The sequence below is a fragment of the Bradyrhizobium sp. CCBAU 11430 genome, assembly GCF_028128855.1.
GTDB classification, from domain to species: domain Bacteria; phylum Pseudomonadota; class Alphaproteobacteria; order Rhizobiales; family Xanthobacteraceae; genus Bradyrhizobium; species Bradyrhizobium ottawaense.
The window spans coordinates 63,975-89,774 of record NZ_LBJV01000058.1 but is presented as its reverse complement, the minus strand read 5'-3'; the positions used below and the strand labels follow the sequence as shown (position 1 = coordinate 89,774).

At 65.3% G+C, this 25,800-nt stretch carries 23 protein-coding genes and 1 pseudogene; 15 read left to right on the top strand and 9 right to left on the bottom strand.

The features are described 5' to 3' along the window. The first annotated feature begins 7 nt into the window (after positions 1 to 7). A complete protein-coding gene (uxuA, locus tag XI04_RS18600) occupies positions 8 to 1,198 on the top strand; it encodes a mannonate dehydratase (RefSeq protein ID WP_095425978.1) in 1,191 nt (396 codons plus the stop codon). 33 nt (positions 1,199 to 1,231) lie between these two features. Here uxuA and XI04_RS18595 read toward each other — a convergent pair whose 3' ends face one another. Continuing rightward, a complete protein-coding gene (locus tag XI04_RS18595; RefSeq protein WP_038970815.1) occupies positions 1,232 to 1,921 on the bottom strand; it encodes an aspartate/glutamate racemase family protein in 690 nt (229 codons plus the stop codon). A 1,336-nt stretch (positions 1,922 to 3,257) separates the two neighbouring features. On the opposite strand from XI04_RS18595, the gene XI04_RS18590 reads away from it, so the two are divergent. The 3 genes from XI04_RS18590 to XI04_RS18580 all read left to right on the top strand — a co-directional run bounded on the left by XI04_RS18590 (position 3,258) and on the right by XI04_RS18580 (position 7,345). After that, the gene (locus XI04_RS18590) at positions 3,258 to 4,919 is read left to right on the top strand and encodes a thiamine pyrophosphate-binding protein (RefSeq protein ID WP_271610425.1); all 1,662 of its coding nucleotides are present in this window, start codon (positions 3,258 to 3,260) and stop codon (positions 4,917 to 4,919) included. 3 nt (positions 4,920 to 4,922) lie between these two features. Then, positions 4,923 to 6,188: an NAD(P)/FAD-dependent oxidoreductase gene (locus XI04_RS18585; protein ID WP_212429024.1), complete on the top strand. Its 1,266-nt coding sequence runs from the start codon at positions 4,923 to 4,925 to the stop codon at positions 6,186 to 6,188. Positions 6,189 to 6,565: 377 nt separating this feature from the next. After that, positions 6,566 to 7,345, top strand: a complete 780-nt coding sequence (locus XI04_RS18580; protein ID WP_038951129.1) for an SDR family NAD(P)-dependent oxidoreductase — start codon at positions 6,566 to 6,568, stop codon at positions 7,343 to 7,345. A gap of 120 nt (positions 7,346 to 7,465) precedes the next feature. On the opposite strand, the gene XI04_RS18575 is transcribed toward XI04_RS18580, so the two are convergent. The 3 genes from XI04_RS18575 to XI04_RS18565 are packed head-to-tail and all read right to left on the bottom strand — an operon-like array spanning position 7,466 to position 11,234. Next, positions 7,466 to 8,260 carry an IclR family transcriptional regulator gene (locus XI04_RS18575; protein ID WP_028145702.1) on the bottom strand — a complete coding sequence of 265 codons (795 nt, stop codon included), beginning with the start codon at positions 8,258 to 8,260 and terminating at the stop codon, positions 7,466 to 7,468. Between the two features lie 17 nt (positions 8,261 to 8,277). After that, positions 8,278 to 10,011 carry an FAD-dependent oxidoreductase gene (locus XI04_RS18570; protein ID WP_271610426.1) on the bottom strand — a complete coding sequence of 578 codons (1,734 nt, stop codon included), beginning with the start codon at positions 10,009 to 10,011 and terminating at the stop codon, positions 8,278 to 8,280. A gap of 8 nt (positions 10,012 to 10,019) precedes the next feature. Continuing rightward, a complete protein-coding gene (locus tag XI04_RS18565) occupies positions 10,020 to 11,234 on the bottom strand; it encodes an ABC transporter substrate-binding protein (RefSeq protein WP_271610427.1) in 1,215 nt (404 codons plus the stop codon). Positions 11,235 to 11,624: 390 nt separating this feature from the next. Between XI04_RS18565 and XI04_RS18560 the strand changes: the two are divergent. The 7 genes and pseudogenes from XI04_RS18560 to XI04_RS18530 all read left to right on the top strand — a co-directional run. Then, positions 11,625 to 12,884, top strand: a pseudogene (locus XI04_RS18560) (MFS transporter); the annotation flags it as partial. 250 nt (positions 12,885 to 13,134) lie between these two features. Continuing rightward, a complete protein-coding gene (locus tag XI04_RS18555; protein WP_028145698.1) occupies positions 13,135 to 13,593 on the top strand; it encodes an Hsp20 family protein in 459 nt (152 codons plus the stop codon). An 85-nt stretch (positions 13,594 to 13,678) separates the two neighbouring features. Beyond that, on the top strand, positions 13,679 to 14,170 hold the full coding sequence (locus XI04_RS18550; protein ID WP_028145697.1) for an Hsp20/alpha crystallin family protein: 492 nt from the start codon (positions 13,679 to 13,681) through the stop codon (positions 14,168 to 14,170). Between the two features lie 86 nt (positions 14,171 to 14,256). Further along, positions 14,257 to 14,592 (top strand): hypothetical protein, encoded by a 336-nt coding sequence (locus tag XI04_RS18545; protein ID WP_212429022.1) that lies wholly within the window; start codon positions 14,257 to 14,259, stop codon positions 14,590 to 14,592. A 155-nt stretch (positions 14,593 to 14,747) separates the two neighbouring features. Next, positions 14,748 to 15,854: a trypsin-like peptidase domain-containing protein gene (locus tag XI04_RS18540; RefSeq protein ID WP_095426126.1), complete on the top strand. Its 1,107-nt coding sequence runs from the start codon at positions 14,748 to 14,750 to the stop codon at positions 15,852 to 15,854. Between the two features lie 126 nt (positions 15,855 to 15,980). Next, positions 15,981 to 16,766, top strand: coding sequence for a fumarylacetoacetate hydrolase family protein (locus XI04_RS18535; protein WP_028145694.1), 786 nt, complete (start codon positions 15,981 to 15,983; stop codon positions 16,764 to 16,766). 361 nt (positions 16,767 to 17,127) lie between these two features. Beyond that, entirely contained in the window at positions 17,128 to 17,511 is a 384-nt protein-coding gene (locus tag XI04_RS18530; RefSeq protein ID WP_271610428.1) for a hypothetical protein, read from the top strand. A 61-nt stretch (positions 17,512 to 17,572) separates the two neighbouring features. Here XI04_RS18530 and XI04_RS18525 read toward each other — a convergent pair whose 3' ends face one another. Both XI04_RS18525 and XI04_RS18520 read right to left on the bottom strand, forming a co-directional pair. After that, positions 17,573 to 18,424 (bottom strand): HpcH/HpaI aldolase/citrate lyase family protein, encoded by an 852-nt coding sequence (locus XI04_RS18525; protein WP_028145692.1) that lies wholly within the window; start codon positions 18,422 to 18,424, stop codon positions 17,573 to 17,575. Beyond that, positions 18,424 to 18,927, bottom strand: a complete 504-nt coding sequence (locus XI04_RS18520) for a MaoC family dehydratase (RefSeq protein WP_333909114.1) — start codon at positions 18,925 to 18,927, stop codon at positions 18,424 to 18,426. Before XI04_RS18520 ends, XI04_RS18525 begins: the two co-directional genes overlap by 1 nt. Before the next feature lie 181 nt (positions 18,928 to 19,108). Here XI04_RS18520 and XI04_RS18515 point away from each other — a divergent pair, with 181 nt between their 5' ends. Continuing rightward, a complete protein-coding gene (locus tag XI04_RS18515; RefSeq protein WP_038951120.1) occupies positions 19,109 to 20,275 on the top strand; it encodes an acyl-CoA dehydrogenase family protein in 1,167 nt (388 codons plus the stop codon). A gap of 33 nt (positions 20,276 to 20,308) precedes the next feature. Here the strand turns inward: XI04_RS18515 and XI04_RS18510 are convergent, their stop codons facing one another. The 3 genes from XI04_RS18510 to XI04_RS18500 form a co-directional block, all read right to left on the bottom strand. Further along, positions 20,309 to 21,883, bottom strand: coding sequence for an AMP-binding protein (locus XI04_RS18510; RefSeq protein WP_028145690.1), 1,575 nt, complete (start codon positions 21,881 to 21,883; stop codon positions 20,309 to 20,311). A gap of 33 nt (positions 21,884 to 21,916) precedes the next feature. Further along, complete coding sequence (upp, locus tag XI04_RS18505; RefSeq protein ID WP_028145689.1) at positions 21,917 to 22,552, bottom strand: uracil phosphoribosyltransferase; 636 nt, start codon at positions 22,550 to 22,552, stop codon at positions 21,917 to 21,919. Positions 22,553 to 22,802: 250 nt separating this feature from the next. Then, positions 22,803 to 23,270, bottom strand: a complete 468-nt coding sequence (locus tag XI04_RS18500) for a hypothetical protein (protein WP_161966365.1) — start codon at positions 23,268 to 23,270, stop codon at positions 22,803 to 22,805. 600 nt (positions 23,271 to 23,870) lie between these two features. Here XI04_RS18500 and XI04_RS18495 point away from each other — a divergent pair. Genes XI04_RS18495 through kdpA form a run of 3 tightly spaced genes read left to right on the top strand, consistent with a single transcriptional unit; the run spans position 23,871 to position 25,792 of the window. Next, positions 23,871 to 23,960, top strand: coding sequence for a K(+)-transporting ATPase subunit F (locus XI04_RS18495; protein WP_018641117.1), 90 nt, complete (start codon positions 23,871 to 23,873; stop codon positions 23,958 to 23,960). A gap of 3 nt (positions 23,961 to 23,963) precedes the next feature. Further along, the gene (locus XI04_RS18490) at positions 23,964 to 24,092 is read left to right on the top strand and encodes a hypothetical protein (protein WP_256379457.1); all 129 of its coding nucleotides are present in this window, start codon (positions 23,964 to 23,966) and stop codon (positions 24,090 to 24,092) included. Next, the gene (kdpA, locus tag XI04_RS18485; protein ID WP_095425990.1) at positions 24,089 to 25,792 is read left to right on the top strand and encodes a potassium-transporting ATPase subunit KdpA; all 1,704 of its coding nucleotides are present in this window, start codon (positions 24,089 to 24,091) and stop codon (positions 25,790 to 25,792) included. Before XI04_RS18490 ends, kdpA begins: the two co-directional genes overlap by 4 nt. The last annotated feature ends 8 nt before the right edge of the window (positions 25,793 to 25,800 follow it).

The following is a 25,800-nucleotide window of genomic DNA, read 5'->3' as shown; positions in this document are numbered from 1 at the left end:
GATATCCATGATGCTGCAGGGTTGGCGCTGGTACGGGCCCGATGATCCCGTGTCCTTGGATGACGTCAGGCAGGCCGGGGCGACGGATATCGTCTCGGCGCTGCATCAGGTGCCGATCGGCGAGGCCTGGACCCGCAAGGCGGTCGAGGAGCGCAAGAACTTCATCGAGAACGGCCAGCCCGGCCGCTCGCAGCTGACCTGGTCGGTGGTGGAATCGATTCCGATCCCCGACGACGTCAAGCGGCTCGGCGGCAAGGCGACCAAGTCGATCGAGGCCTGGATCGCCAGCCTAGAAGCTGTCGCGGCCTCCGGCATCAAGATCATCTGCTACAATTTCATGCCCGTGGTCGATTGGTGTCGCACCGACCTCGAATGGGAGATGCCGAACGGCGCCCGCGCCATGCGCTTCGACCAGGACCGCTTTGCTGCGTTCGAGCTGCATATCCTCAAGCGCCCGGCTGCCGCACAGGACTATTCGCCCGAGCAGCAGGCGCGCGCGAAAAAGCTGTTCGACCAGATGAGCCAGGCCGACATCGACTATCTCGTCATGGTGATCGCCAGCGCGCTGCCCGGCTCGACCACCGAGCCGATGACCATTCCGCAATTCCGCGACCGGCTCGAGACCTATCGCGACATCACGCCAAATATCCTGCGGCAGCATCTCGCCGAATTCCTCGCGCGCGTGACGCCGGTGGCTGAGCAGCTCGGGGTGTCCTTGACCCTGCATCCGGACGATCCGCCGCGCCCGTTGTTCGGCCTGCCGCGCATTGCGTCGAGTGCCGACGACTATCAGGCGCTGTTCGACGCCGTGCCGTCCAAGGCCAACGGCATCTGCCTGTGCACCGGCTCGCTCGGCGTGCGCGCGGAAAACAATCTGCCTGAAATGGCCGAGCGCTTCGGCCCCCGCATCGCCTTTGCCCATCTGCGCGCAACCAAGCGCGAGGCCGACGGCCTGTCGTTCTACGAATCCGATCATCTCGACGGCGACGTCGACATGGTCGCGGTGCTCAAGGCGCTGCTGAAGGAGAACGCCACGCGTTCGCCGGACAAGAGAATCGTGTTCCGCCCCGATCACGGCCACCGCATGCTCGACGACCTCGCGGCGACCAAGCGCACCAACCCCGGCTACACCGCGATCGGCCGCCTGCGCGGCCTCGCCGAGCTCCGCGGCGCGATCCGCGCGATCGAGCATCGGTGATAGAGGCGGGGCTCGGCGACGGCCGACATCGCATCAACCCATGGCGAAATCGGCCGCCGTCTCGGCGTGAATGGCCGTGGTGTCGAACGTCTCCACCGTTGTGTCATCAGGGCCGACCAGCATCGTGATCTCGGTGCAGCCGAGGATGATGCACTCGGCGCCGGCGGCGACCAGCGCTGCCATCACGTCCTGGTAGCGGCGGCGCGAGGGATCGGCGACGATGCCGAGGCACAGCTCCTCGTAAATGATGCGGTTCACGTCGGCGCGCGCCTCAGTGGGAGGAACCAGCACGTCGAGATCATGCGCGCGCAGCCGGTCGATATAAAAGTCCTCCTCCATCGTGAACTTGGTGCCGAGCAGCCCGACCCGCCGATAACCTTTCGCCCGGATCCGCTGCGCCGTCGCGTCGCCAAGGTGGATGAACGGAACGGTCACGCTGGAGATGATGTCGGGCGCCAGCTTGTGCATCGTGTTCGTGCACAGCACGATCGCCCGCGCGCCAGCGCCTTCGAGACGCCGCGCGACCTCCGCCAGGCTGGCCGCCGCCTCGCTCCAGCGGCCCGCGTATTGCATCTGCTTGATCTCTTCGAAATCGTAGGAATACAGCAACAGCGGAGCCGAATGCAGCTTGCCCATGCGGTCGCGGACCCGCTCATTGATGAGCTTGTAGTAGAGCGCCGTGCTCTCCCAGCTCATGCCCCCGATCAGACCGATGGTTTGCATTCCGGTATCCTCGACGATGTGGTTCGGCCGGATCGTAAACGAAGACGTCGCAGCGCGGTAGCCATCGCTTGATTGCGGCCTAATGCACCGTCAGACCTGACCATCTCAGCGCTTCATCCGGGCCATCGTGGCTGTGTCGCCTTCTGTCAATCCACAAGCGCAAAAATATTCCACTTTACCGAAATTCGGTTTCGACGTATGTGTCGCCCATCCTGATCCGGCGAAAGGGGCGATCGTACGTCGTCACGAGCCGCGGATCGGGGAGCGGTGGACGCAGGCAGCGTCGTGCACGAGAGGCGGGAGCAGGGCGGGAGAACCCCGTGAGGTCCCGGCGGCGTGCGGACGAGCGGCGCTGATGCGTACGGCCAAATCGCGTGGTCCTGGCTGTCGTTGCTACAGCCAAGCCTTGCGGAGGTGCGCCGAGCCCGACCGGGCGAAGCGCATCGTCAATTCGCGGGGTGACGGAGGCAAGCAGGAACTCGTCTCCGGGGAGAGCGCGCCATACGCCGTCAGACCATCGCGCAGGGAAGGCCGGATGATCGGCTGCCCTGTGTCTCCCTCGTGCATTGCGTGTGCAATGTGTTCGCACGGGGGTCTTGCGGGTGCCAGCCGGCACCCGGCCTTCCCTGCGCCCTTTCATTGAGGGCGCGAAGAGAGCAAAACTCGGGCGGAAGCGCCGCGAGGATGAGATGGCATGTCTGCGAGTCACAACCTCCGAATCGTCGGGTGGGCAAAGCGCAAGCGTGCCCACGCATCTCGTGTCGCGATTGAATCTGGTGGGCACGGCGCGGTGCGCCTTTGCCCACCTACGGCACTGAAACTTGAAATGCACGTTGGAGAGCTGCAATGCCACCGGCTGCTCGAAGCAATCCAGCTTCTCTCCGCGGAGGGATTCTGGATTGCTTCGTCGCAAGAGCTCCTCGCAATGACGGTGTGGAGAGAGCGCGCACTACTCTCCGCTCTCGTGCCCCGGACGCAGCGCAGCGGCCCGGCGATGCGGAGCATCGTCCGGGGTGGTGCGCTGCAAAGCCGGGGCCCATGTCGCCGCGTGCCGTGCCGCCCCCGGGGGTCCCGGCTCTGCGCCGCAACGCCATAAGCGCGTTCACGCGCGTCTTCGACGCGCTATGCGCGTTGCGGCGCGTCCGGGACACGCAGGCGGCGCTATGTCGACCGCCATCCTTCCATCAAGCCCGACGAATGGGCGGTCGTGCAAACGGCACCGACGGGCATGACGTCTGCGCAGGCTAGGAGAAGCCTTTCGATCTTGCGTGCCCACCCGGCCTGTCCTACGCAGTCTCCGAATAGGTACGCATCGCCAAAGCCTTGAGGAGCCGTCATGACCATCCGCAACACTCGCACCGGGGGCCAGATCCTGATCGATCAGCTCGTCGCCCAAGGCGTCGAGCGCGTCACCTGCGTGCCGGGCGAGAGCTATCTGGCCGCGCTCGATGCGCTGCATGACAGCCCGATCGACGTCATGATCTGCCGCGCCGAGGGTGGTGCTGCGATGATGGCCGAGGCCTATGGCAAGCTCACGGGGCGGCCGGGCATCTGCTTCGTCACCCGCGGCCCCGGCGCGACCAATGCCAGCCACGGCGTCCACATCGCGATGCAGGATTCGACGCCGATGATCCTGTTCGTCGGCCAGGTCGACACCGGCATGCGCGAGCGCGAGGCGTTCCAGGAGCTGGACTACAAGGCGGTGTTCGGCACCATGGCGAAGTGGGCGGTCGAGATCGATCGTCCCGACCGCATTCCGGAGCTGGTGGCGCGCGCCTTCCGCGTCGCCATGCAGGGCCGTCCCGGTCCCGTCGTGATCTCGCTTCCCGAGAACATGTTGACCGAGACCGCCGCCGTTGCGGATGCCATGCGCATCGAGCCGGCCGTGAGCTGGCCCGCGCCGGCCGATATCGAAGAGCTCGGCGCCATGCTCGCGACCGCCAAGGCGCCGCTCGTCATCCTCGGCGGCTCGCGCTGGACCGATGACGCCACCAAGAGCATTGCCCGCTTTGCCGAGCGCTTCGACCTGCCGGTCGCAACCTCATTCCGCCGGGCCTCGCTGATCGATGCCGACCATTCGCATTATGCCGGCGATCTCGGCATCGGGCCGAGCCCGGGCCTGAAGGCGCGCATCGACAACGCCGATGTCGTTCTCCTCGTCGGCGGCCGCATGTCGGAGATGCCGTCCTCGTCCTACACGCTGCTCGACATTCCGAACCCGCAGCAGAAGCTGATCCACGTGCATCCGGGCTCCGAAGAACTCGGCCGCGTCTATCAGCCGGCGCTGGCGATCCAGGCGACGCCCGCGGCGTTTGCCGCCGCCGTCGAGACGCTGAAGCCTTCAGGCGCGGTGGCCTGGAAGGGCGAGGCCGCCAAGGCGCACGCCGATTATCTCGCCTGGACCGAGAAGGCGCGCGAGCTGCCGGGCACGTTCCAGTACGGGCAGGTCATGACCTGGCTGCGCGACCGCCTGCCGAACGACGCCATCGTCTGCAACGGCGCCGGCAATTATGCCGGCTGGATCCATCGTCATCACCGCTTCCACAGCTTTGCCTCGCAGCTGGCACCGACCTCGGGCTCGATGGGCTACGGCGTGCCGGCGGCGGTGCTGGCCAAGCGGCAATATCCGGATCGCACCGTCGTCGCCTTTGCCGGTGACGGCTGCTTCCTGATGAACGGTCAGGAGTTCGCAACCGCCGTGCAGTATGACGCGCCGCTGGTCGTGATCGTGGTCGACAATTCGCAATACGGCACCATCCGCATGCACCAGGAGCGCGACTATCCCGGCCGCGTCGTCGGCACCCAGCTCAAGAACCCCGATTTTGCGATGTACGCGAAGGCGTTCGGCGGCCATGGCGAGCGGGTCGAACGCACCGAGGAATTCGCGCCGGCGTTCGAGCGCGCGCTCGCCTCCGGCAAGCCGTCGATCCTCCACTGCATCATCGATCCGCGCGCGATTTCGGTCGGCAAGGACTTCGCGCCCGCGGTGAAGGCTTAGGCGATGGCGGCCGGCCGCCACGTCGCCATCATCGGCGCCGGCGCTGTCGGTGTCATCAGCGCGATCGAGGCGCTGCGCGAGGGCCATCGCGTCACGCTGATCGATCCGGGCGAGCCTGGCGGCGAACAGGCGGCGAGCTATGGCAATGCCGGCTGGCTGTCGTCACATTCGGTGATCCCGCCGGCGGAGCCGGGCATCTGGAAGAAGGTGCCGGGCTATCTCATGGACCCGCTCGGGCCGCTCGCGATCCGCTGGTCGTATTTGCCGAAAGCGCTGCCCTGGCTGGTCAAATATCTGCTCTCGGGCTGGACCGAGGCGCGGGTCGAGAAGACGGCGTTTGCCCTGCGCGACCTGTTGAGGGACGCGCCGCTGCTGCACCGGAAGCTGGCGGAAGAAGCGGGCGTTTCTGAATTGATCGAGCGCAATGGCGTGATGCATGTGTTTCCGTCGCGCGTCAATTTCGACAACGATCTCGGCTGGCGCCTGCGCAAGAAGGTCGGCGTCGAGTGGATGGAGCTCAACGCCGACGAGATGCGCCAGCGCGAGCCCGATCTGCATCCGCGCTACACCTTTGGCGTGGTGGTGGAGGAGGCCGGGCGCTGCCGCGATCCCGGTGCTTATGTCGCGGCGCTTGCCAATCATGCGATCGCCAGCGGCGTCACGCATGTGCGGGCCAAGGCGACCGGCTTGAGGTTGAATGGCGACAAGCTCGTGGCCGTCCTTACCGAGACCGGCGAGATCGCCTGTGATGCTGCCGTCGTCGCGGCCGGCGCCCGCTCGAAGCAGCTCACCGCATCGGTCGGCGATCCCTTGCCGCTCGAGACCGAGCGCGGCTACCACGTCATGATAGAGAACCCGGAGTCAGGTCCGCGCAGCTCGATGATGGCATCCGACGCCAAGATGGTGGTGAACTGGACCAACAAGGGCCTGCGCGCCGCCGGCACCGTCGAGATCGCCGGCCTCGAGGCCGCGCCGAACTGGAAGCGCGCCGAGATCCTGCGCAACCACCTCATCAGTATGTTTCCAAAACTTCCGAAGGATATTCCGCCTTCGCGCATAAAAACCTGGTTCGGGCATCGGCCGAGCATGCCGGATGGACGTCCCTGCATCGGCTATGCGCGCGCCTCGCGCGACATCGTCTATGCCTTCGGCCACGGCCATGTTGGCCTGGTTGGTTCGGCCCGTACCGGGCGGCTCGTCGCGCAGCTGCTCAGCGGCAAGGCGCCAGAGATTCCGCTGGCGCCGTTTGCGCCTGAACGCTTCCTCTGAGGTCGTGCATCCGGACTGCGCTCGCGCGTCTTGCCGGATTCCGATCGTCGCAAGGGCCTGAACAATCTCTGGTAGCGCTGCCGTGTGCATTGCCTTCGTCCACGCGGCCCCGGTATAAAGAGCTGTGTCCGGTCATCAATGCAGCTGATGAAGAGCAACGTGGAACTCGCTTCCGACAGCATCGTCGATCGCGTCTATGAACAGCTCAAGGCGATGGCCGTGAGCTACGCGTTACTTGCGTCTCCGTGCTGGAAAAGCACGTCGACCGCCGCCTCGACCGCATCACCGCCGCGATCAAGGAAGGCTACGCGCAGATTTACATGCCGGCGACGGCAAGGTCGGCGGCGAATTGAGGTTCTCTTGTCTGGAGTGAGACCATGAAGCTATCCGGTAAGGTCGCCGCCATCACTGGCGCAGCGCGCGGCATCGGCAAGGCCTGCGCGAAGAGATTTTTGGATGACGGCGTCAAGGTCGTGATTTCGGATGTCGATGCCGAGGGCCTCGCCAAGACGGCGGCCGAGCTCGGACATCCGGAGGCCTTGCGCACCGTCGTCGGCAACGTCGCCAAGCGCGCCGATGTCGACCAGCTCGTCGCCACCGCCGTGAAGGAGTTCGGCCGGCTCGACATCATGGTCAACAATGCCGGCGTCGCCCGCAACCGGGACATCCTGGAGATATCCGAAGAGGAATTCGATGAGATCATCGGCATCAATTTGAAGGGCGCGTTCTTCGGCGTCCAGGCGGCGGCGAAGCAGATGATCGCGCAAGGCGGCGGCGGGGTCATCATCAACATGTCCTCGGTGAACGCGCTGCTGGCGATCCCGGCGCTGGCAACCTACGCGATGTCCAAGGGCGGCATGAAGCAGCTCACCTCGGTCGCCGCGGTCGCGCTCGCCCCGCACAACATCCGCGTGGTCGCGGTCGGGCCGGGCACGATTTTAACCGACATGGTGGCATCGTCGATCTACACCTCCGAGGATGCCCGCAAGACCGTGATGTCGCGCACCCCGGCTGGCCGCGGCGGTGAGCCGAGCGAGGTGGCCTCCGTGGTCGCGTTCCTGGCGAGCGACGATGCGTCCTACATCACCGGGCAGACGATCTATCCTGATGGCGGAAGGCTGATCCTGAACTATACGGTGCCGGTGAAGGAGAAGTAGGAGCGCGAGTTCTCTCGGTCGTCATGCCCGGGCTTGTCCCGGGCATCCACGTCTCTCGGCAGTCGTCGCGCTACGTGGATGGCCGGGACAAGCCCGGCCATGACGGCGCATCTGACAGCCTCACTCCGCCGCAACCGTCATCCCGTAGCCCAGCCGCTTCGAGATAGCGCCGGCGCAGTCGCGCAAGGCATGCGCGATCGGGCTGTCCCAGCGGGCATCGAACGTGCCTTCCGGCCCCATCGCGGTGATGACCAGCGCGACATGGCCGGAATGATCGAACACGGGGGCCGAGAACGCATTGACGCCGGGCAGGGGATCGCCGAGCGCGCGGGCGAGGCCGTGCTTGCGGACCTCGGTCAGCATCTCGGCGACCTTCGGGCCCTTCACGGTGCGCTTCGGATTGTAGCCGACGCCGTGACGATCGAGCCCGCTCTCCAGCGCGGCGTTGATGGTCTTCTCCGGCAGGAACGCCGCAAAGGCGCGGCCAGTGGCCGTCTCCAGCAGCGCCATCACCGACCCCGCGCGCATCACGATGTGGACCGGCTGGGCCGGCTCTTCGAGCTGGACGACGGTCGGGCCGTACGTGCCCCAGACTGCCAGTGAGACCGCATGTCCGATCTGGCTCGCGAGCGCGGCGATCTTCGGCCTTGCGATGCGCACGCCGGAGAGCCGGCGCAGGCTGATCAGGCCGAGCTCCAGCGCCAGCGCGCCGATCTCGTAGCGGCCGGTGGTCTCGTCCTGCTCGATCAGCCCGATGCGGGAGAAGCTGGCGAGATAAGGATGCGCCTTGGCCGGCGACATGCCGGCCTCGCGCGCGAGATCGCGCAGCATCATCGGCTCGCCGCACCTTGCGAGCGCGCGGAGCAGCTCCCCGCCGACCTCGATGGACTGGATGCCGCGGCTTTCCCTCTTCATGCGCCTCCTGGCGTGGCTTAGGCCGCGTCGCGCTTGGCGGCGCTGTCGGCGAGATGACGCCCGGCAATGTAGCCGAAGGTCAGCGCCGGCCCAAGCGTGATGCCGGCCCCCGGGTAATTGCCGCCCATGATGCTCGCCATGTCGTTGCCGGCGGCATAGAGCCCGGGAATGACGCGGCCCTCGGCATCGAGCGCCCGCGCGCTCTCGTCGGTGACGATGCCGGCATAGGTGCCGAGATCGCCGACCACCATCTTGATGGCATAGAACGGCCCGTTCTCGATCGGCGCGACGCAAGGATTCGGGCCGTGCATGGCGTCGCCCTGGTAGCGGTTATAGGCCTTCGAGCCCTTGCCGAAGGCGGCATCATGGCCTTGCGGCGCGGTGGCATTGAACTGCCTGACGGTGTCGATGAACGCCGCCGCGTCGATGCCGGCCTTCGCCGCGAGCGCCTCCAGCGTGTCGCCGCGCATGAGATAGCCGGTATCGAGGTGATGACCCAGCGGCATCGGGAAGGGCGGCACGCAGCCGAGGCCGTATTTGCGCAGCGTCTTGTGATCGCAGACGAGGAAGGCGGCGATCTCCTCGCCGGGCTTGGCCGCCTTGACCATGGCCTGGACGAAGTCGTGATAGGAATTGCCTTCGTTGGCAAAACGCCGGCCGTCGCGCATCACCGCGATCACGCCCGGCTTGGCGCGGTCAATGAAATGCGGCATCACGCCCTTCGAGCCGTCCTTGCGCGTGGTCAGCGACACCGGCACCCAGGCCGCTGCGTTCGGCAGTCGATCCTCGATATGTCCGCCGGCGCGCTCCGCAAGCCGCAGTCCATCGCCGGTATTGCCGGTCGGCCCCGGCGAGAAATGCTCGTTGCCGGTCGGTGCGTGCGGAAACATTTTTCTGCGGCGTTCGACATCATGCGGGAAGCCGCCGCAGGCCAGCACGACGCCCTGGCGTGCGCGGACGCGCACCTCGCGTCCCTCGCGCGAAACGATCGCGCCGGTGACCGCGCCGTTCTCGACCGTCAGCTCGCGCATGGGCGCGGACAGCCACATCGGAATCTTCAGATCCTGCGCGGATTTCGCCAGCCGTCCGGCCAGCGCATTGCCGTTGGTCAACGTCATGCCGCGGCCGTAGCGCAGCACGTCCATCAGGTGACGCGACAAGCGCTTGGCGACGTAGACCGCGGAAGTCAGCGACTTCGTCACCCGCATGAAGTGGATGATCTCCTTGCCGCTTCCCAGCATCATGCCGAACACGGTCAGCTCCGGCAGCGGCATGCCCAGCGTCTTGATGAGGTCGCCGAGCTCGCGGCCGTCGAACGGGCGCGTCACCATGGAGCGCCCGCCTTGCGCGCCGCCGGGTGCTTCGGCGTGATAGTCGGGAAACACCAGCGGCATGTCGAAGCGGAGCGTGGTCTTGGTGGTGAAGAAATCGACGGCCTCGGGACCGGCCGAGAGAAATGCATCGACCCGTGCCGCGTCGTAATTGTTGCCGGCCTCGTGCCGCAAGTAGGTGCGGGCCTGTTCCGGCGTCTCGGCGATGCCGTAGGCCTTTGCCAGCGAGGTGCCGGGAATCCAGAGCCAGCCGCCGGAGCGGGCGGTGGTGCCGCCGAAGCGCGGCTCCTTCTCGACGATCAGCACGTCGAGGCCGCGATGGCGCGCGGTGATCGCGGCCGACATGCCGGAGCAGCCTGATCCGGCCACGAGCACATCGCACTCGTAAGTCTCAATTGCGCTATGCTCGCCGCCGGTCATGCTTGGCCTCACTTCTTCAGGAGCGGACATTTGGACTCGGAGACCGGGCGGAAGGCGTCCTCGCCCTTCACGGTCTTGACGATGTCCAGATAGTCCCACGGCTCCTTCGACTGTTCGGGCTTCTTCACCTTGGCGAGATACATGTCGCGGATGACGCGGCCGTCCTCGCGCAACTTGCCGCCGTGGACGAATGTATCCTCGATCGGCAGCTCGCGCATCTTGGCCATCACCTTGGCGGAATCGTCGGTGCCGGCCGCCTTGATGGCCTTGAGATAGTGCAGCACCGAGCCGTAGACGCCGGTCTGGATCATGGTCGGCATCACCTTGGTGCGCTCGTAGAACTTCTTCGACCAGGCGCGGGTTGCCTCGTCCATGGCCCAGTACGAGGCCGTGGTCATGTAGGTGCCCTGCGCGGCCTTGAGGCCGATCGCGTGCACGTCGGTGTCGAACATCAGGAGGCCGACGAGCTTCTGGCCGCCCTGGACGAGGCCGAACTCGCCGGACTGCTTGATCGCGTTGTCGGTGTCCTGGCCGGCATTGGCGAAGGCGACGACGTCGGATTTCGAGCTTTGCGCCTGGAGCGCGAAGGAGGAGAAGTCCGCGGTGTTGGTCGGATGCTTCACGCCGCCCAGGACCTTTCCGCCCATCTCATTGACGAAACGCGTGGCGTCCTTTTCGAGCTGCTGGCCGAAGGCGTAGTCCGCGGTGATGAAGTACCAGGACTTACCACCCTCCTTGATCACGGCGGAGGCCGTCACCTTCGACAGCGCATAGGTATCGTAGGTGAAGTGCACGGTGTTCGGGCTGCACAGCTCGTCGGTCAGCGAGCTTGCGCCGGGACCGGAGAGCAGCGCGACCTTGCCCCGCTCGCGCACCATGTTGTGGACGGCGATCGCGATGCCGGAATTGGGGATGTCGACGACCGCGTCGACCTTGCCGTTGTCGAACCAGCCGCGCACGATCTGCACGCCGACGTCGGTCTTCATCTGGTGATCGGCGCTGATGATCTCGATGGGCTTGCCGAGCACGGTCGGCCCGAATTCTTCCACCGCCATTTTCGCGGCCTCGACCGAGCCCGGCCCCGAGTTGTCGCGGCCCCAGCTCGACAGATCCGTCAGCACGCCGATCCGCACCGCGTCGTCGGAGACTTGCGCGGTGGCGACTGTGGTCATGGCTGCCGAAGTCATGGCCGCGAGCGTGGCGCAGGCCAGAAGCCCTCTCATCGTCGTTTCCTCTCTTTTATTGGCCGCATGGCGCGGCAGGCTGTTCTCGAGACAAATTAGATATAAGCAAATAAGTTTGTCAATGGTGAATTCGGGTCTGGATGGGTTCCTCTCGGCGGGTGAGACGACAGGAGGCACCGCTGCTTCAGCACCCGCGATTGCGAGGGCAGCGACTTGTCCGCCGAAGCCTTGGCGAAGGCGGAAGCAATCCAGACTTTCTCCACGGAGGCAGCCTGGATTGCTTCGTCGCAAGAGCTCCTTGCAATGAAGGATGTTGCGACACCTGCGCACAAAATCCCGCGTTGTTATCCTGTGAGAGCCATCACCCCTGCAGGTTGCAACCCTCGGCACGATTGGCCATGATGCTCTCCGGAATCTCTGGGGCGGGGCATGACGGCAGCAACGGGAGTCTCCGCGGCGGCGGAGAAATCGACGACGGCGCATGTGGTGTGGGCGAGCGCGCTCGGCACCGCGATCGAATGGTACGACTTCCTGATCTACGGCACGGCGGCGGCGCTGGTCTTCAACAAGCTGTTCTTCCCGAGCTTCGATCCCTTCGTCGGAACGCTGGCGGCGTTCTCGACCTATGCGGTCGGTTTCGTGGCGCGGCCGATCGGCGGCGCCATCATCGGGCATTACGGCGACCGGCTCGGCCGCAAGACCATGCTGGTCGCGACCATGATCGCGATGGGGCTCGGCACCTTCCTGATCGGCTGCCTGCCGACCTACAGCCAGATCGGCGTGTGGGCGCCGATCCTGCTCATCGTGCTGCGCTTCGTCCAGGGCATCGGCCTGGGCGGCGAATGGAGCGGCGCAGTCGTCATGGTGATCGAGCATGCCGGCAATCGCCGCGGCTTCTATGGCAGCCTGGTGCAGATCGGCTTTCCCGTCGGCGTTGCCGCATCGACCGGCATTTTCGGCTTGATGACCAAGCTGCCCGAAGCCGATTTCCTGAGCTGGGGCTGGCGCGTGCCCTTCCTGATCAGCATCCTGCTCGTCGGTGTCGGCTTCATCGTGCGGCTCAAGCTCGCGGAGACGCCGCACTTCAAGGAGGTGGTCGAGCGCAGGAGGTGCTGGCGCAGCCGGTGCTGGAAGTGCTCCGCCGCGACTGGCGTAGCTTTCTGCTGGCGATCGGCATCACGGTGTCGGAGGTCGGGCTTGCTTATCTCCTCACCGTCTTCACCGTGGTCTATGCTACGACGAAGCTCGGGCTGTCGCGCCAGGTGATCCTGGATGCCGTGGTCTATGCTGCCCTCGTCGAATTCGCGACGCTGCCGCTCGCCGGCTGGCTGTCCGACATCTTCGGCCGCAAAGCGCTGTATCTCGCCGGCGGCGTGTTCTCGGTGGCGTTGGCGTTTCCGTTGTTCTGGTTCCTCGATACCAAGGAGCCGGCACTGATCACGCTGGCACTCGTCGTCACGATGACGCTGACCCATGCGCTGCTGTTCGGGCCGAAGGCCGCGTTCATGCCGGAGTTGTTCCGCACCCAGGTGCGCTACAGCGGAGCCTCGCTCGGCGCCAATGTCGCGGCGGCGCTGAGCGGCGGCTTCTCGCCGCTGATTGCGACTGCGCTGCTGGCGTGGGCCGGCTCGTACTGGGCCGTGTCCGTCTACATCATCGCCCTCTCGATCATCACGATCGTCGCGACGCTGATGGCGCCCGAGACGGCGCGGGAGGCGCTGAGATCCTGAGGGGCAGCGCCTGCCCGGCGGCCCAAAAATTTTTCGGGCTGGCCCCTTGAAACCGACTTGCGATTTTCTAAGTCGTGTCTCGCCGCGAGAGCGGTGTGCCGGATGCCAAAAACAGGGTCCGGCACGGGCGCCTGGCTGGTCTTTCGGACCCGTCTGAAATCCCGCCTTGCGCTCCTTCGTATCCATCTTGCTCTTTGGAGGACTTGGTTATGAGGACCAGTTTTGACTTCGCGCCCCTATGGCGTTCCACCATCGGCTTCGACCACCTGGCCGACCTCGTCGACAGCACGCTGCGCCAGACGACTGAGGACAACTATCCCCCCTACAACATCGAGCGTTCCGGTGAAGACCATTATCGGATCAGCCTTGCGGTGGCGGGGTTTGGTGCCAACGACATCACCGTGACCGCCGAACAGAACGCGCTCACCATCGAGGGCAAGAAGCCCGAGACGGCCGCGCGCGAATACCTGTACCAGGGCATCGCCGCGCGTCCGTTCCGGCGCGTGTTCAACCTGGCCGACTATGTCCAGGTGAAGCAGGCCTCGTTCCAGGACGGGCTTCTGATCATCGACCTCGTCCGTGAGATTCCGGAAGCGATGAAGCCGCGCCGGATTCCGATCGCGGGCGCCCCTCCTGCGGCATCGCAGATCGAGAAGAAGGCAGCCTGACGCTCGATCAACGCTCGATCAAGACAGTGACGGAACGCGGCGCGCCGATGCGCGTCCGCGCTCCCGATGCATGGAGGAGAGAATAATGGGTTTTCGTAATCTCATTCCCTGGTCAGGGAAACAGGACCTCGCGCCTGCGCGCGACAATTTCGATCCCTTCCTGACACTTCATCGCGAGATGAACCGTCTGTTCGACGACGTTTTCCGCGGCTTCGGCGGGACGAGCCTGTCGCGGCTGATTGAGGGCCGTTTCGACTGGCCGAAGGTCGAGCTCAGCGAGACCGATAAGACGCTGACCGTCTCGGCCGAACTTCCCGGCCTGACCGAGAAGGACGTTCAGGTCGAGATTGCGGGCGGCGTCCTGACCCTCCGCGGCGAGAAAAAAGCCGAGCGCAACGGCGAAGGAAGGTACTTCACCGAGCGCTACTACGGTGCGTTCGAGCGGCAGATTCCGCTGGAGGGTGTCGAGGAGGACAAGGCCGAGGCGTCGTTCAGTAATGGCGTGCTGACCGTGTCGCTGCCGAAGTCGGAGAAGGCACGCGAAGGCGTCAAGCGCATCGCGATCAACACGCACTGACATCAAGCGGGACGGCGGCGGTCGGCGCCGCCGTCCAACGTCCACAAACCGGTCCCTTGGAAAGGAGCATGAGGGAGGCACGACCGATGACCAACCTGAACACCAATGCCGGCACTCTCAATCCGCTGTTTCACCCAGCTGCCCATTACGGTTCGCCCGCTGACGTCCTGAAGGCCGAGGAACTCTCCGCGCCGGAGAAGCGGATCATCCTGTCGTCCTGGGCGTCCGACATGTACGCGGTCGAATCATGTCCCGCGCTGCGCGAGATACCGGGCATGAGCCACACCATCCGGCTTGCCGATGTTCTGGCGGCGTTGCGTAAGCTCGACGGCGACAATGACAATGATGATCCGCCACGCGGGGGCGGCGTCCCGATGCGGCTGCGACGGCCCTGGGCCGCCGCAGAGAGGCGCGCCGCATGATCGTCACGCACACCGTTTTGACGCTCGTGCTGCTCGGCCAAGCCTCGGCGGCCTTCGCCGTGCCATTTCTCGCGGTACACGGTTTGGTCGCCGCACCGCGTGACTGAGGCCACCAGTTCTTCCATCCACATTGGACCATGCGGCAGGTGACCAAGATGAATGTCATGCGTTTGCTTTGGCTTGCATTGCTGGTGCTCGCGCTCACGGCATCGCAGCCGGCCGCTGGCCAAATTCCAGACCTGAAGACGGGCGGCTCGGTGCCCACGCTGGCGCCGCTCGTGCGTCAGGTGACGCCGGCCGTCGTCAACATCTCCGTGCATGGCCGCGTTCGCGAGGACAATCCGCTCTATCGCGACCCGCTCTTCCGCGAGTTCTTCGACGTCCCCAGGCAGATCGAGAAGGAGGTCAACGCGACCGGCTCAGGGGTCATCGTCGATGCCCAGCGTGGCCATGTCCTGACCAACAATCACGTGGTCGAAGGCACTTCCGCCGTTCAGGTCACAACCAAGGACGGCCGGCAATTCTCCGCCAAGGTCATCGGCCGCGATCCGCCGACGGACATTGCCGTGCTCCAGATCCAGAACCCATCCGGGCTCCAGGCGCTGTCCTTCGGCGACAGCGATGCGCTTGACGTCGGCGACTTCGTGCTTGCGATCGGCAACCCTTTCGGCCTCGGCCAGACCGTGACGTCCGGCCTCGTCAGCGCGCTCGGCCGGACCGGACTCGGCAAGCAGGGCTATGAGGACTTCATCCAGACCGATGCAGCGATCAATCCCGGCAATTCCGGCGGAGCGCTGGTCAGCCTGCGCGGTGAACTGGTCGGCATCAACTCGGCCATCATTTCGCCTGCCGGCGGCAATGTCGGCATCGGCTTTGCAATTCCCGTCAACATGGCGCGGAAGGTGATGGAGCAGATCGTCGCCAAGGGCCGCGTCGAGCGCGGCCGGATCGGCGTTTCTCTGAAGGACCTGCATCCCTCGGTCAACAAGGGATTGAACCAGGGAGCCGTCGTCGCGGAGATTGCGGCGGATTCGCCGGCGCAACAGGCGGGCCTGCGCAAGGGCGATATCATCACGAAAGCCGACGACCGTCCGATTCGCACCGCAGCCCAACTCCGCAACACGATCGGCCTCGCGCGCGTCGGCGAGGAGGTGAAGCTCACGGTGTCGCGAAATGGCGCACCGGTTGCGATCGTCGTGAGAGTGGCGCCCGCGTCCGATACGAGTAGTGCTGTCGCAGGCGGCGATCGTTTCGTCCGCTAGTGGATTTGTGCCGCGCGGCGATCAAGCTGCCGGCGCCGATCCATGTTGCTGGCATGCCAAATATCGACTATCAGCCGGATCGGCGCGCATGACGCTGCCCAAGCAAAGGCAAAGGGAGCACCCGAGATGACCTCACCCACGCGACGTGATCTGCTCGCAACCGCTGCGGCGGCCGCCGCCGTTTCGATGGCCGAGGTCGCACCCGCCGCCGCGCAGGCCGGACCCAAGTTCCCGGTGCCGATGGTGACGATCCCGATCGTCGGCGAGAGCCAGGTGTTTCAGGTCCGCCGCATCTACTGCATCGGGCGCAACTACGCCGCGCACGCGATCGAGCGCGGCTCGGACCCGAACCGCGAGCCGCCGTTCTTCTTCCAGAAGCCGACCGACGCGATCCAGAACGTCGCGGTCGGCGAGGTCGCCGATCATCCCTATCCGTCACTGACCAAGAACTATCATCACGAGGTCGAGCTGGTCGCCGCGCTGAAATCAGGCGGCACCAATATCCCGGTCGATAAGGCGCTCGACCACGTCTATGGCTACGCGCTCGGCCTCGACATGACCCGGCGCGACCTCCAGAACGGCATGGCCGCGGAGAAGAAGCCCTGGGAGATCGGCAAGAGTTTTGACCACGCCGCGGTGATCGGCCCGATTCATCCGGCCAGCAAGACCGGGCATTTCGACAAGGGCGCCATCTCGCTGGCGATCAACGGCACGGTGAAGCAGAACTCGGATCTCAGCAAGATGATCTGGAACGTGGCCGAGCAGATCGCAAAGCTGTCGGAAGCGTTCGAATTGAAAGCCGGCGATATCATCTATTCCGGCACGCCGGAGAATGTCGGTCCCGTCGTGAAGGGCGACGTGCTGCTGTGCAAGCTCGAGGGCTTGCCGGATATGTCGATCAGGATCGTGTAGTTGCTGCCGCCTCTCCCCGCTTGCGGCGGGGGCGATCGCGTTTGAGAGCTGTCCTGCGCCATCCTTCGAGACGCCCGCTCTAGGCGGGCTCCTCAGGATGAGGACGGAATGCGTAGCGGCAGTTCAACGGGTACGATGCTGCTTAGCCTCGTCGTAAGGAGACCGCGAAGCGGTCGTCTCGAAGGACGAGGCGCGCCGTGAGGTGTTGCCAAAGTCAAATACGACGACCGCGCTCTCCAGGAACAGAGGCCATTGTCGCCCCACAGCCGAGTTCCCCGCCGATTGCCTTTTGTTGGCCGGCAAGCGAACCTCGTGCGGCCATATTTGAGCAGGAGTGATTTCCCGTGAGGGAGGCGCTCCGATGACCAAGGCTTTGATCACTGTTGTCGCAATGCTGGCTTGTGTGCCGGTGAGTGCGGTTGCGCAGGAGCGCGCCGGCGATGCAGCACTCGGTGCCGTCTCCGGCGCGGTCGTGTTGGGGCCAGTCGGTGCGGTTGCCGGAGCCTTGATCGGCTACACTGCCGGACCTTCGATCGCCCGTTCCTGGGGTATGAGAGGTTCGCACTCGGCAGGACATCGGCCGCCGCCGCGCCGCGCGGCCGCGACCAGGAGCCCGACGCGCACCCGCGAGGCGATGGCAGCCAACGGTCAGATGCGAGCTGCCGGCAATCCGGCTCCGCCGGTTCAAGCCGCGCCCGCCGTGCCGGCGCAGAGCTCGACGCCGCCGGTTCAGGGATTCGACTGAGGCCGTCGCATGACGGGATGAGGGCCGATCGATGCTACGACGAACCTAAAGACATTCCACGCTAGGGCTGGCCGAGGATCTTCTTCGCGGCGCGAAGATGCGGCTTGTCGATCATCTGGCCGTCGAGCCGCAGCGTGCCTGAATTGGGATTGCTGGCGAACGCGGCGATCACTTTTTCCGCCCAGGTGCGTTCGGCCTCGGTCGGTTCGAATGCCGCGTTGACGACGTCGACGTGCTTGGGATGGATCAGCGCCTTGGCGGAAAACCCGTCGCGGCGCGCCGCGCGTGTTTCCTGCTCGAGACCGGCGAGGTTGTCGATGTCGGTATAGACCGTATCGATCGGCGCGACCTCGGCCGCGGCCGCCGCCATCAGGCAGAGATCGCGCGCGAGGCGATAGGGGCTGTGGAACACGCCGCCGGACGCCTTTTCGGTGGCGCCGAGCGAGGCCGAGAGATCCTCGGCGCCCCACATCAGGCCGGCGAGGCGAGGGGAGCAGCCCTTGTAACTGCCGAGCCCGAAGATCGAAGCCGCGGTTTCCGTCGCCACGCAGACGATGCGGGTGGTGCCGATCGCGATGCCGGCCGCTGCTTCCAAGGCTTCGAGCCAGGTTGCGACCTGCCTTACGTCGTCGCCGCCTTGCGATTTCGGCAGCACGATGCCGTCGGGCCTGCCGGGCAACACCGCGGCGAGATCGGCCAGCGTCATGCCGGTGTCGAGCGCGTTGACGCGGACATAGAGCTGGTGCGGGCCGCGTCGGCCCTTGAGCATCGTCAGCGTCAGCCCGCGCGCCTCCGCCTTCTTCTCGGTGACGACGGAATCCTCGAGATCGATGATCAGCGCGTCGGCCTTGCCTTCGCTCGCCTTCTCGAATTTGCGCGGGGAATCGCCCGGCACGAACAGCATCGAACGCATCAAACCGGCCTCTTGTGCATCATCGCCATGCGGCGGCATTTGCCGACGATCTCGTCGTTCTGGTTCAGGGCATGGTGCTCGAACTCGACGATGCCGGCCTTGGGCCGCGATTTGGATTCCCTCAACGAAAGCACCTTCGTCGTCGCCCGCAACGTGTCGCCATGGAAGACCGGCTTTGGAAAGGTGACGTCGGTCATGCCGAGATTGGCAACGGTGGTCCCCATGGTCGTATCATAGACCGTCATGCCGATCATGATGCCGAGGGTGTAAAGGCTGTTGAAAATGCGCTGGCCGAACTCGGTCTTTTCGGCGAAATGCGCATCGATGTGCAGCGGCTGCGGATTGAGCGTCAGCAGGCTGAACATGGTGTTGTCCATCTCCGTGACGGTGCGGGTCAGCGGATGCCTGAACTCCTGGCCTACGGAAAAGTCTTCGAAATACAGTCCGGCCATCGCGGTTTCCTCCCTGCGAAATAACGGCGCGCTCATAGCTTTACGTCGCATGACCCTATGCATGGTAGACACAGTTGATAGACAAATTCACGTATCTGTACGCGGTTTTTCGAGCTAAGAACCCAGCCAAGGGCACGTCAGGGCGCGAAGCAAGCGGCCACGGCCTTCGAGCGGGGAACGCGAAGAGACGGGAGATGGCGCGGTCGCGGCTCCCGACAAGGAGATCAAGACCATGGATTTCGCGCTCACCGATCAGCAGGAAGCCATTCGCGATGCCATCGCCAAGATCTGCGAAGGCTTTCCGGATGCCTACTGGCTGAAGAAGGACCATGACGGCGGCTTCCCGCACGATTTTCACAAAGCACTTGCCGACGCCGGCTGGCTCGGCATCTGCGTGCCGGAGGAATATGGCGGCTCGGGGCTCGGCATCACCGAAGCTGCGATCATGATGCGCACCATCGCCGAATCCGGCGCCGGCATGTCCGGCGCATCCGCCGTGCACATCAACGTGTTCGGCCTCAATCCCGTCGTCGTGTTCGGCACCGAGGAGCAGCGCAGGCGCATGCTGCCGCCGATGGTGGAGGGCCGTGAGAAGGCCTGCTTCGCCGTCACCGAGCCCAACACCGGCCTCAACACCACGCAGCTCAAGACCCGCGCGGTCGCCAAGAACGACCGTTACATCGTCAACGGCCAGAAGGTGTGGATCTCGACCGCGCAGGTCGCGCACAAGATCCTGCTACTGGCCCGCACCACGCCGCTGGAGGAGGTGCGCTCGCCGACCCATGGCCTCAGCCTGTTCTACACCGATTTCGACCGCACCAGGATCAAGGTCCACGAGATCGAGAAGATGGGCCGCAAGATCGTCGATTCCAACGAGCTGTTCTTCGAGGACTTTGAAATTCCGATGGAGGATCGCATCGGCGAGGAAGGCAAGGGCTTCCAGTACATTCTCGAAGGCATGAACCCCGAGCGTATCCTGATCGCGGCGGAGGCGGTCGGCCTTGGCAAGCTGGCTCTGGCGCGGGCCACGGAATATGCCAAGACGCGCGTGGTGTTCAACCGGCCGATCGGCAAGAACCAGGGCATCCAGCATCCGCTCGCGGTGAACTGGGTCGAGCTCGAGGCGGCGTGGCTGATGGTGATGTCGGCGGCCTGGCAATACGACAAGGGCATGCCGTGCGGCGCTGCGGCCAATGCCGCAAAGTATCTGGCGGGCGAAGCCGGCTTCTCGGCCTGCGAGCAGGCGGTGATGACCCATGGCGGCTTCGGCTACGCCAAGGAATTCCACGTCGAGCGCTATTTGCGCGAGGTCCTGATCCCGCGCATCGCGCCGGTCAGCCCGCAGCTCGCGCTCAGCTTCATCGCGGAGAAGGTGCTGGGGCTCGCGAAGTCGTACTGAACGAGCCTTGTGGCGCAAACCAAATAGGCCCGCCTATTCGGCGGCGATGCGCTCCATCGCCATGGCGCGTAGCCGGGCGCGCTGGATCTTCACGCCGTTGGCGCTGTCGGTGACGGGGAAGGCGTCTACGAGATAGATTCGCGCCGGCACCTTGTAGCCGGCGAGCCGCTCGCGCAGGCGCGCGACCAGCGTCTCCTGCATTGGCGGCTCCTTTGCCGGGATCACGAAGGCGACGCAGCGCGCCTGACCCTTGAGGTCGACTGCAACCACCTGGGCATCAGCCACGCCGGCACATGATTTGAGCTCGTCCTCGATCTCGCCGGGCGCGACGAGGAAGCCGCCGAGCCGCATGGCGTCGCCCGCGCGGGTCTCGTAGACGAAGGAACCGTCGCCGCGCAGCCGGCCGATGTCGCCGGTGCGGAAGAACCCGTCCGCGGTGATCGCATCGCGCGTCGCATCCGGATTGTTGAAATAGCCGAGGAAACGTGACGGCGCGCTGATCTCGATCTCGCCGGAAACGCCTTCGGCCGCAAGTTCGCCGGTCTCGGTGTCGCGCACGCGCACGCTTGCCTCGGGTGACATCGGCCAGCCGCCGCCCTCGATGCGGTCGGAAAAGGTGTCGCTGGTGCGGGCGATCGAGAATAGGGCCTGAACCTCGCTCGACCCGTAGAGGCCGAACAGCGGCAGGCCGCGCGCCTCGGCCTCCGCGGCAAGCTCGCGCCAGCCAGGCTGGAACGCGGCGAAGCCGCAGAGTTCGAGATGCGGGAATGGGCGTGGCGTACCGCTGAGGGCGACAATGCGCCGGAACATCTCGTCGGAGCCGAAGGCGTGCGTGATCCCCTGCGTGCTGAGGATCTCCAGTGCCGGTGCCGCCTCGAAGGCGTCGAGCACATGGACGGTCGCGCCCGCCGCGACGAAGCCGAGCAGGCTCGTCATGCCGAACGTGCCGCAGAACGGAAGCATGGCCAGCAGCGAATGACGCTGCGGATCAAGCCGAAGCGCCTTGGCGACAGAGACGGCGTGGCCCGCCAGCGTGCGCTGCGAATGCGCGACGAGCTTCGGGCCCTTGGTGGTGCCCGATGTCGTGTAGAGCAGCACCGGCAGATCGACGTCGTCCCGTATCGGAGAGGCGGCCGGATAGGGCTTTTCGAAAGCGTCGAAGCGGACACAGGGCCAATTGGCCTTGATCGCGTCCGCGCCGACCACCGCAAGCCGCTGCAGCGCCGGCACTTCGTCCTTGGCGATGTCGGCGAGGATCGCGGCAAAATCCACCGAGCGGAATGCGGCCTCGACCACCATCAGCCTGGCGCCGGACAAACGAAGCAGATGCGCGACTTCCGCGCTGCGATAGCGGGTATTGACGGCCGCGACGATCGCGCCAAGGCGGGCGGCGGCGAACAGCAGCGCGATCCATTCGATCCGGTTGACCAGCCAGACCGCGATCACGTCGCCCTTGCCGATGCCTTGCGCCGCAAGCCAGGCCGCGGTCTGCTCTATCCTTTCGGAGAACTCAGCGCGCGAGACCCGCGTGCCGTCGAATACGAAGGCGGTATCGGCGGCGGCCTCGGTCCGGATCAGCGATTGCAGTGAAAACGCGTTGGCACTCATGGCAAGGGGAGTAACCCGATCGCGCCAACCTGTCTACTTGGTGCCGAACATCCGGTCGCCGGCATCGCCCAGGCCCGGCACGATGTAGCCGTGGTCGTTGAGCCGCTCGTCGATCGCGGCGGTCCAGATCGGCACGTCAGGATGCTCGCCCTGGAATTGCGCGATGCCCTCGGGCGCGGCCAGGAGGCACACGAAGCGGATGTCGCGGGCGCCGCGGGCCTTGAGCAGAGAGGCGCCGGCGCAGGCCGAGTTGCCGGTCGCCAGCATCGGATCCATCAGGATCACGGTGCGATCCGACAGGTCCTGCGGCGCCTTGAAGTAATATTCCACGGCTTGCAACGTCTCGGGGTCGCGGTAGAGCCCGATATGGGCGATGCGCGCCGATGGCATCAGCGCCAGCATGCCGTCGAGGAAGCCGACGCCGGCGCGCAGGATCGGCGCCAGCGTGAGCTTCTTGCCGGCGATCTTGGGCGCCCGCATCGGCGCGATCGGCGTCTCGATCTCGACCAGCTCCAGCGGCAAATCCCGGGTCACCTCATAGCCAAGCAGCATCCCGATCTCGTTCAGGATCTCGCGAAAGCTCTTGGTCGAGCGATCCTTCTCCCGCATCAGCGAGAGCTTGTGCTGGACCAGGGGGTGGGCGACGATGTTGACATTGCCAGTGCTCATGAAACCGCTCTACACGTTTCCCTAGAATTGCGCCAGATCGGCCCGGCTTTTTCCGCCGGACAGGCGGCGTCAACCGGGCATCGCCACCGCGCTGCGGGCCGGGTTGCTCGCGGCATAGGCAGCCATGGTCAGTTCGCGGTTGGAGCGGAGGAGCTAGACGCCGAGCCTGCGTGCGACAAGGATGAGTGCAGCGGTTGTTCAAAGCCATCTGTCAGCACCGGCATTTTCCAGGATCCTTCCGTCAGGCTGCCTAGCCGCAATTGTCGCAAGCGAGCGGCTCGTAAAGCGGATCCAGCACAGGACGAACGGAAGGAACGCTCGGCCGCGGCACGTCCGCGGCCAATGCCCGGACCTCGACGAGGGCCGACAGCAGAGCCAGCGCGAGGTCGGAATGGCGCGCCTCGACCGCGGCGTCCAGCCAGTCCGGCAGCTCACGGGCGCGCGACAGTGCGCAATGCCACTCGCCCTCGTCATAGGCGATGCGGCGGACCTGCCACATCGGCAGCTCGAGCTCGATCAGCGCCAGCACCGCATCGGCCCAGGCCTCGACGTCGATCAGGCGCATGATGCGTGCGGGGCGTTCGCCTTGGCCGAGCGTGGGGACACGCCGGCAGGCGTGCGCGATGATGTCGAGCATCAGCGGCCGGGTCATCGCCGGTGCCGCGCGAAGCTGCTGGCTGAGGAAAGGTGGGTCGAGGCGTCGGAGAGCGGCGGTCATGTCAGGCCTCCTGGATTTGGCGTCGGTCAGTCGGCCGGCCTTGCCAGGATGGCGGGCAGTGCATTTGAAAACGAGATGGGGAAGAGGGGGGAGATATAGGGATTTCATAAGTGGCGCGTGGGTGGGCGAGGGGCGCAATCGCCCCATTCTCCGCTGTCATCCCCGCGCACGCGGGGATCCATAACCACAGGCAGTAGCTGAGGCGCAAATCAGGTCACTCCGAGTCCTCGCCCAACCTCTCCCTGTGGCTATGGATCCCGGATCTGCGCTGCGCTTGTCCGGGACGACGGGGGTTGTCTTCCGATCTCGGCCCGCGCCGGCCTTTATGAGATTCCTATATCTTCGCCATAGCCCTCATCTCGAAAACCTATGTCCGGGGTGGCACTTCAGCACGGTCGAGAATCCCGGCTGTCGCCCGTGGAAATGCATTCCATTTCCGGCGCGAGCCGCCGGGTCACCGTGAGAAAGTTGCGCCGGATCTGACGGCGCAACGAGGAGTATCGCCATGATGGACATCCTGATGCTGGTGCTGGGCTTCGTCTTCTTCGCCCTCGCGATCGGCTACACCTACGCCTGCGAACGGCTGTGACGGAGCAAACCATGATCTTCGATTATGCGCTCGCCGGTGCCGTCTCGTTCGGTCTGCTGGTCTACCTCACCTATGCGCTGCTGCGGCCCGAGCGGTTCTGACCCGTGCTGCTGCTCGTCGAATTGCTGCTGGCGGACGCGGTGCTCGTCGCCTGCCTGCTGACGGTGCTCCTGCCGCTGTTGCGGGCAAAAAGTCTGAAGGATTGCACCAAGCCTGAAGGGTTGATTCCATGACTGTGATCGGTTGGCTCCAGATCATTCTGTTTTGCGCCATTATTGTTGCGCTGGCCAAGCCGCTCGGCTGGTACATGACGCGCGTATTCAACGGCGAGCGGACGTTCCTGTCGCCGGTGCTGCGCCCGATCGAGGCCGGCATATACTGGATCTCCGGCGTCGACGAGAAGCGCGAGCAGCATTGGCTGACCTACACGGTCGCCATGCTGCTGTTCCATGTCGGCGGCTTCCTCATCATCTACGGCGTGATGCGGCTTCAGGCCGTGCTGCCCTTCAATCCGGCCGGACAGGGCGCGGTCGCTGAGGATCTTTCCTTCAACACCGCGGTCTCCTTCATCACCAACACCAACTGGCAGAACTACGGCGGCGAGAGCACGCTGTCCTATCTCGTCCAGATGCTCGCCCTGACGCATCAGAACTTCCTGTCGGCGGCAACCGGCATCGCGCTGGCGATGGCCCTGATCCGCGGCTTCTCGCGCGCCTCAATGCGCACGGTCGGCAATTTCTGGGTCGACGTGACCCGCTGCACGCTCTACGTGCTGCTGCCGATCTGCGTCGTCTACGCGCTGTTCCTGGTCTGGCAGGGCATGCCGCAGACGCTCGGCCCATATATCGAGGCGACCACGCTCGAAGGCGCCAGGCAGACCATTGCGGTCGGCCCGGTCGCTTCCCAGGTGGCGATCAAAATGCTCGGCACCAATGGCGGCGGCTTCTTCAACGCCAACGCCGCGCACCCGTTCGAGAATCCGACCGCGCTGTCGAATTTCGTGCAGATGCTGTCGATCTTCGCGCTCGGCGCCGCGATGACCAACGTGTTCGGCGGCATGGTCGGCAACCAGCGCCAGGGCTGGGCGATCCTGTCCGTGATGGGCGTGCTGTTCGTCGCAGGCGTCGCCATCACCTATTGGGCGGAGGCCAATGGCACCTCGACCATGCATGCGCTGGGCCTGACCGGCGGCAACATGGAGGGCAAGGAGGTTCGCTTCGGCATCGTCGCGTCCTCGCTGTTCGCCGTCGTCACCACGGCCGCTTCGTGCGGCGCGGTCAACGCCATGCATGACAGCTTCACCGCGCTCGGCGGCATGATCCCGCTGATCAACATGCAGCTCGGTGAGATCATCATCGGCGGCGTCGGCGCCGGCCTCTATGGCATGCTGCTGTTCGTCGTGCTCGCGATCTTCGTGGCGGGGCTGATGGTCGGCCGCACGCCGGAATATGTCGGCAAGAAGATCGAGGCACGCGAGGTCAAGATGGCGATGCTCGCGATCCTGGTGCTGCCGCTGATGTATCTCGGCTGGACCGCGGTCGGCGTGGTCTATCCGGCGGCGGTCGCCTCGATGGCCAATGCCGGCCCACACGGCTTCACCGAGGTGCTCTATGCCTTCACCTCGGCGACCGGCAACAACGGCTCGGCCTTCGCGGGCCTCACCGGCAACACGCTGTTCTACAACCTCACGCTGGCAAGCGCGATGTTCGTCGGCCGCTTCTTCATGATCGTCCCGGCGATGGCGATTGCGGGCTCGCTGGCCGCCAAGAAATCCATCCCGCCGTCGGCAGGCACCTTCCCGACCACGGGCGGGCTGTTCGTCGGCCTCGTCGTCGGCGTGATCCTGATCATCGGCGGCCTGACCTTCTTCCCGGCACTCGCGCTCGGCCCGATCGTCGAGCATCTGGCGATGAACGCTGGCAACCTCTTCTGATTGTCTGG

Coding starts and splice junctions, on each gene's coding strand:
- uxuA (WP_095425978.1), top strand. CDS start 8: ATGATGCTGCAGGGTTGGCGCTGGTACGGGCCCGATGATCCCGTGTCC.
- XI04_RS18595 (WP_038970815.1), bottom strand. CDS start 1,921: ATGCAAACCATCGGTCTGATCGGGGGCATGAGCTGGGAGAGCACGGCG.
- XI04_RS18590 (WP_271610425.1), top strand. CDS start 3,258: ATGACCATCCGCAACACTCGCACCGGGGGCCAGATCCTGATCGATCAG.
- XI04_RS18585 (WP_212429024.1), top strand. CDS start 4,923: ATGGCGGCCGGCCGCCACGTCGCCATCATCGGCGCCGGCGCTGTCGGT.
- XI04_RS18580 (WP_038951129.1), top strand. CDS start 6,566: ATGAAGCTATCCGGTAAGGTCGCCGCCATCACTGGCGCAGCGCGCGGC.
- XI04_RS18575 (WP_028145702.1), bottom strand. CDS start 8,260: ATGAAGAGGGAAAGCCGCGGCATCCAGTCCATCGAGGTCGGCGGGGAG.
- XI04_RS18570 (WP_271610426.1), bottom strand. CDS start 10,011: ATGACCGGCGGCGAGCATAGCGCAATTGAGACTTACGAGTGCGATGTG.
- XI04_RS18565 (WP_271610427.1), bottom strand. CDS start 11,234: ATGAGAGGGCTTCTGGCCTGCGCCACGCTCGCGGCCATGACTTCGGCA.
- XI04_RS18555 (WP_028145698.1), top strand. CDS start 13,135: ATGAGGACCAGTTTTGACTTCGCGCCCCTATGGCGTTCCACCATCGGC.
- XI04_RS18550 (WP_028145697.1), top strand. CDS start 13,679: ATGGGTTTTCGTAATCTCATTCCCTGGTCAGGGAAACAGGACCTCGCG.
- XI04_RS18545 (WP_212429022.1), top strand. CDS start 14,257: ATGACCAACCTGAACACCAATGCCGGCACTCTCAATCCGCTGTTTCAC.
- XI04_RS18540 (WP_095426126.1), top strand. CDS start 14,748: ATGAATGTCATGCGTTTGCTTTGGCTTGCATTGCTGGTGCTCGCGCTC.
- XI04_RS18535 (WP_028145694.1), top strand. CDS start 15,981: ATGACCTCACCCACGCGACGTGATCTGCTCGCAACCGCTGCGGCGGCC.
- XI04_RS18530 (WP_271610428.1), top strand. CDS start 17,128: ATGACCAAGGCTTTGATCACTGTTGTCGCAATGCTGGCTTGTGTGCCG.
- XI04_RS18525 (WP_028145692.1), bottom strand. CDS start 18,424: ATGCGTTCGATGCTGTTCGTGCCGGGCGATTCCCCGCGCAAATTCGAG.
- XI04_RS18520 (WP_333909114.1), bottom strand. CDS start 18,927: ATGCGACGTAAAGCTATGAGCGCGCCGTTATTTCGCAGGGAGGAAACC.
- XI04_RS18515 (WP_038951120.1), top strand. CDS start 19,109: ATGGATTTCGCGCTCACCGATCAGCAGGAAGCCATTCGCGATGCCATC.
- XI04_RS18510 (WP_028145690.1), bottom strand. CDS start 21,883: ATGAGTGCCAACGCGTTTTCACTGCAATCGCTGATCCGGACCGAGGCC.
- upp (WP_028145689.1), bottom strand. CDS start 22,552: ATGAGCACTGGCAATGTCAACATCGTCGCCCACCCCCTGGTCCAGCAC.
- XI04_RS18500 (WP_161966365.1), bottom strand. CDS start 23,270: ATGACCGCCGCTCTCCGACGCCTCGACCCACCTTTCCTCAGCCAGCAG.
- XI04_RS18495 (WP_018641117.1), top strand. CDS start 23,871: ATGATCTTCGATTATGCGCTCGCCGGTGCCGTCTCGTTCGGTCTGCTG.
- kdpA (WP_095425990.1), top strand. CDS start 24,089: ATGACTGTGATCGGTTGGCTCCAGATCATTCTGTTTTGCGCCATTATT.